We start from the raw sequence: 4,700 nt of genomic DNA, 5'->3' as shown, positions 1-4,700 counted from the left end.
CCCCGAAGGACGCCGCCGCCGGCGGCCATCGGGGGTGGGACGCCGCCGCCGGCGGCCATCGCGCACCACCTCTGCCGCGTGTAGGTGGCGTGCCGCTCAACGGCACGCGCCGGTACGCTCGTGCGGCACGTTGCGGGGCGGTAGCTCAGCGGGTCAGAGCAGGGGACTCATAATCCCTCGGTCGCGGGTTCAAGTCCCGCCCGCCCCACTTCCCGGCTCCGCACGAGTCGCCATGTGACCAACGCCACTTCGTGCGAAATCGTATTATTGGCTTGAGAACTGTACAAACGTGCGCCAATCCCTGCGTCTCGGAGCAGATCGGGCTGCCCGAGGGGTGTCCGGTGGCGCGGCAGGCAGGCAATATGTGGCACCCGCATCGATGGGAGCGGGGAACCTGTTCGTCGGGATAGGGGGTCACATGGACAGGCCGGACGGCACCGCCGGGGGCGGGGAGCTGGTGTTCGGGTCGGTCAGCGGCCTGGAGGTGTTCCTGGCCTATATGCAGGCGCTGAACAAGCGGGTGGAGGCGCTGACCGGCGAGGTCGCCGAGCTACGCCGCCTGAACGCCACCGCACCCGCCGACCGCGCCGCGGCCACCGTCTAGTCAGGGGACACGCGGATGCGCAGCAGCGCCAGACCGGGACGTCGTCTCGACGCGGGGTTCGGCGAACGCGACCTGGTCGGCATGTATCTCGGCGAGATCTCCAAGACGCCGCTGCTGACCGCCGTCGAGGAGGTGGAGCTGGCCAAGTGGATCGAGGCCGGCCTGTACGCCGCGTGGCTGATCGAGCAGGACCAGGTCCCCGCCGGTGTCAGCCTGGCGGAGCTGGACCAGGTGATCGCCGAGGGACGCGCGGCCAAGGCGCGGTTCGTGCAGGCCAACCTGCGCCTGGTGGTGTCGGTGGTGCGCCGCTACCGGCGCACCGGGGTCGACATGGGCGACCTGATCGGCGAGGGCAACCTCGGCCTCGTCCACGCGGTGGAGAAGTTCGACTTCCGCCGCGGCCACAAGTTCTCCACCTACGCCACCTGGTGGATCCGCCAGGCGGTCAGCCGGTCCCTGGACGGCCACCAGCACCTGATCCGCCGACCCGCCGGGCTGCAGGAGGAGATCAGCCGCGTGCGCCGCGCCGAGCAGCAGCTGATCGCCGTGCTCGGCGAGCAGCCCACCGCCGTCCAGGTCGCCGACACGCTCGGTATGACCGCCGACCGGATCGAGGACCTGCGGCGGTGGGCGGCGCCGGTGACGTCCCTGGACGCGCCGGTCGGGCAGGATGCCGACAGCGCGCCGTTCGGCGACTTCGTCTCTGGAGATCAGGCGCCCAGCCCGGAGGACATCCTGCAGGCCGCCGCCGAGCGGCAGAGCGTGCGCGGTCTGCTGGCCCGGCTGGATGCCAGGTCCGCGCGGCTGATCCGGCTGCGCTACGGCCTGGACCAGGCCGAGCCGCTGAGCCTGGCCGAGACGGCCCGGCAGTTGGGGTTGTCCCGCGAACGCATCCGCCAGCTGGAGATCAAGGCTTTGGCCACGCTCCGCGGGGCCGTCACCGGCCCCGGCCGGATCGCCGTGGCGGTGTGACGGCCCCGCCCGCACGCGGGGAGAACCGTAACGCACGAGGCGGGACCGCGGCGGCCGCGTGGGCATCACCGATAGCGATCGCCGATGCGAACAGTCAACCCCGCCGCAGCTTCGCAGAAGCGCATTTCGCTACGTTTCCTGGTCCGTGCCGCCCCGCAGCGGACCCGCGGCGTCACGGACGGCCGGCGAAAGCGATCACACCGGCGGCGACCATGCCCTTGCGCTGGGCCTGGCGTAGCTCGTCGCGGCGGGCCCGGGCGGTGTACTGGCCGTCGTCGGTGCAGCCCTGCGGCGGCCGGACCCCGACCCAGGGGCCGTACAGCACGAGCACCCGCCGCACCGACATCGCCTCGGAGATCCACCGCGGCGGCAGGGCGAGTTCACCACGCGAGAACATGCTGCCGTCCGGGGTGAGCAGCTCCAGACCGCGGGCGGCACGCCGCAGCAGCCACCCGCCCACCCGGCCCAGCACACCGCTGCCCTGCCAGCGGCGCAGACCCAGCGCGATCGCCGACTCGACCTGCACCTCCCGCGGCGCGCCGCCGGGCGAGGCAGCCAGCAGCGCACTGCACGGCTCGAAACACGCCACTGGGTAATCCCTTGGCAACAGCCCGTCGGGGTCGAGGAGGTCCTCGGCGAAGCAGGCGTGCACGCCGTCGTCGACGTCGAGCGCCACCTGCCGGACCGCCGCCATGATCGCCTGGCGATCGACGTCCGCCCTGCCGATCCGGTATCGGCGCTGGTCCGATCTTTCCCGGTCCGGTTTGCCTGGATCTGCCGGTTCCTTGCGGGTCAACGACATCACAGCCTCCATAAACGCTGATGATGGTCGATGCTGTGTCACAATGCGGGATAGCTACCCTACGGTAAGTGGCCACATAACGGCTGAAACCGTTGCAATTCATTCACGCTGCTCGAGCGTTAGGCGGGCGGTGCGCGCGACGCTGCCGCATCACGAAACGGCCGTGACGAGCAACGTGTGGGACAGGCGCCCGGACGAGGACCGGCCCGCGTCGGCGACACAGAGACCCCCGGCTGGCAGTTCCGCTGCCGCCCCGAGCGGGGGCTCCGGCAGGAGAATGTGTGGGCAGCCTGGTACTGCGGGGCCGTAGCCCAACGGCAGAGGCACGTGGCTTAAAACCGCGTCAGTGCGGGTTCGAATCCCGCCGGCCCCACGTCACCACACCCGGCGCCGCCACCACGCCGGGAAGTGTCGCCATCGCGCCAGCGGCGTTGTACCGATCATGGACACCATGAACACCCGCTGGCACACCCAGCACCGGCCCGTCCTGTCCGCGGTCGTGGCCGACGTCGACCGCGGCGCCGACACCGTGGACGTCGACGCCTGCGCCGCCGCGCTGGGCCTGAGCCGCGACGACGTCGCGGCGTCGCTGGACACCCTGCGCGACGCAGGCTTTCTTCAGACCCGGCCGGTGCCGGGCACCGGCCGGACGGTCGTCACCAGGATCTGCCCGCTGGCCCGCCAGGTCCTGGGCACCGGCCCTACACCCCGGCAGACAATCACCGGGCGTGCCTACGAGCAGGTCGTCCTGCGCGCCCCGAGCCGCTGACCCGGCCGCGATCCGCCGTCACCGAATCCCGGCGGCCTTCGCCAGCGACACCGCCGCGCTTACGCAGACAGCGGAAGCACCGCACGGGCCTGTAGATCGCCGTCGTGGCGACGAATACACCAGCAACAGAACTGGGGGCGGTCAGGAGACCGCCAGGTCTTCGGCGGTGACGTGCATCGCAGCGTGAGCGTCCAGCACTTCGCGCAGCCACACCACGGCGTCATCGTCGGCCAGGACCGAGGTCCACTGCTTGATCACGTCGACTCCGTCGACGGGCGCGACCGGCGGCTCGGTGGCGTCCGGCAGCGTGACGGCGATCCACACGTCCTCTCCGAGCACCCCGGCGGCGGCGCGGATCCGCTCGACGGTCGGGTCGAAGGCGAAGCCGTAGGGGTAGCCCACCTCGGACACCTCGACGCCGTACTCGGGCGACTGCTCGTGCACGCGGGTCAACCCGGCGGTGAACGTGATCGCCAGGTGCGGACGCTGCCGCGCCGGCGCCGGTGCCGGCACCTCGGCGAGCCTGCCGTACTGCTCCCAGGCCGCCTGCGGGTGCAACGACACCATGTCACCCAGCGCCCACCAGTCCATCCCCGCGTCCAGCGCGTCGCGCAGCACCGCTTTGAACAGGTGGCGGCCGCCGTCACGTAGCCGCTCGGCCGCCAGCGCGGCATCGCGCAACCGGCCGCCTGCCGCCGCGTCGGTGGCAGTGATCAGCGCCTGGGCGAACGTGGCACTGTGCTCGGCGAGGAACGCGCTGGATCGCGCGCCGATACTGGCGGAGGTCATGGAGGGTCCTATTCTGTGATGTCAGCGCGGCCGGGTGCCGCGCTGTGCTCAACGCCCACCAGTCCTAGGTGATGACGTACGCCCAGGTGACAAACAGACGCCGACGGCGTTGTGGGCGTGGCGCTTTGCGTAGACCAACGTGACGGGCACGTTGGAGAGATCCTGTACGGCCTCTTCGACGACGTGCCCCCGGCCGAGGCCGCCGACCTCGATCCGGCCGGTCGTCGAACTGGCGAGCGCGGTTTACCCGCTTGATGGGGTCATGGTCTCGCCAGCCGGGACCACGGAGGCGGTCGCAGTGAGCGCCCGTTGCTAGCCGCGGCGTGGGGCAGGAAACGGGCGTTCATGCTCACCTGCCGCAGGGTATTTCACGTACGATGCGCTCGGCAGATCGCATCTGCGGCTGCATCCCAGCCTCTGCGCGAGGTCCCGTCACAACCCGCTTTCGCTCTGCGCGGCTGCGAGCAGTGCGGCTGCCGCAGTGACGCTGCTCGCCGGACCACGTGCCCTGCGTCAAACATCCTGAGCGGGAGCCCGACCGGTGACCCGGGAACCTCACCCAAGGAACGGTCCGGGCCCGCGTTGACGCGCACCGGCCCATAGCGAGGTGTGCCAGCGGCCAGTGAATGATCCGGGTGGGCGGACGTTTGTCTCCGGGCTGGCGGACACCAGTTCTGGCTCTGGCGAAGATCTTGTGGACGTCGCGCTCAGGCGTTGAGCAGGATGCGGTGCCGCAGTAGCGCGAAGTTGGCCCTGCCGTACAT

At 70.9% G+C, this 4,700-nt stretch carries 5 protein-coding genes and 2 tRNA genes; 5 read left to right on the top strand and 2 right to left on the bottom strand.

Translation table 11 applies throughout. The features are described 5' to 3' along the window. Positions 1–134 precede the first annotated feature (134 nt). From AB0J67_RS39240 to AB0J67_RS39230, 3 genes are all read left to right on the top strand, one after another. Positions 135–208 (top strand) — tRNA-Ile (locus AB0J67_RS39240). Positions 209–418: 210 nt separating this feature from the next. Continuing rightward, positions 419–604, top strand: coding sequence for a hypothetical protein (locus tag AB0J67_RS39235; protein ID WP_363490586.1), 186 nt, complete (start codon positions 419–421; stop codon positions 602–604). Between the two features lie 15 nt (positions 605–619). Beyond that, complete coding sequence (locus AB0J67_RS39230) at positions 620–1,576, top strand: sigma-70 family RNA polymerase sigma factor (protein WP_363490584.1); 957 nt, start codon at positions 620–622, stop codon at positions 1,574–1,576. 172 nt (positions 1,577–1,748) lie between these two features. Here the strand turns inward: AB0J67_RS39230 and AB0J67_RS39225 are convergent, their stop codons facing one another. Beyond that, positions 1,749–2,378, bottom strand: coding sequence for a hypothetical protein (locus tag AB0J67_RS39225; protein ID WP_363490582.1), 630 nt, complete (start codon positions 2,376–2,378; stop codon positions 1,749–1,751). A 300-nt stretch (positions 2,379–2,678) separates the two neighbouring features. Between AB0J67_RS39225 and AB0J67_RS39220 the strand changes: the two genes are divergently transcribed. Beyond that, positions 2,679–2,751 (top strand) — tRNA-Leu (locus tag AB0J67_RS39220). Positions 2,752–2,829: 78 nt separating this feature from the next. Then, the gene (locus AB0J67_RS39215; protein WP_363490580.1) at positions 2,830–3,147 is read left to right on the top strand and encodes a hypothetical protein; all 318 of its coding nucleotides are present in this window, start codon (positions 2,830–2,832) and stop codon (positions 3,145–3,147) included. Positions 3,148–3,288: 141 nt separating this feature from the next. On the opposite strand, the gene AB0J67_RS39210 is transcribed toward AB0J67_RS39215, so the two are convergent. Next, positions 3,289–3,936, bottom strand: coding sequence for a hypothetical protein (locus AB0J67_RS39210; protein ID WP_363490578.1), 648 nt, complete (start codon positions 3,934–3,936; stop codon positions 3,289–3,291). Positions 3,937–4,700 lie beyond the last annotated feature (764 nt).

Source organism: Catellatospora sp. NPDC049609, from assembly GCF_040675365.1.
In the GTDB taxonomy this organism is placed as follows: domain Bacteria; phylum Actinomycetota; class Actinomycetes; order Mycobacteriales; family Micromonosporaceae; genus Catellatospora.
Note: the sequence above shows the minus strand (reverse complement) of the source record. Positions and strands in the feature narration are given on the sequence as shown.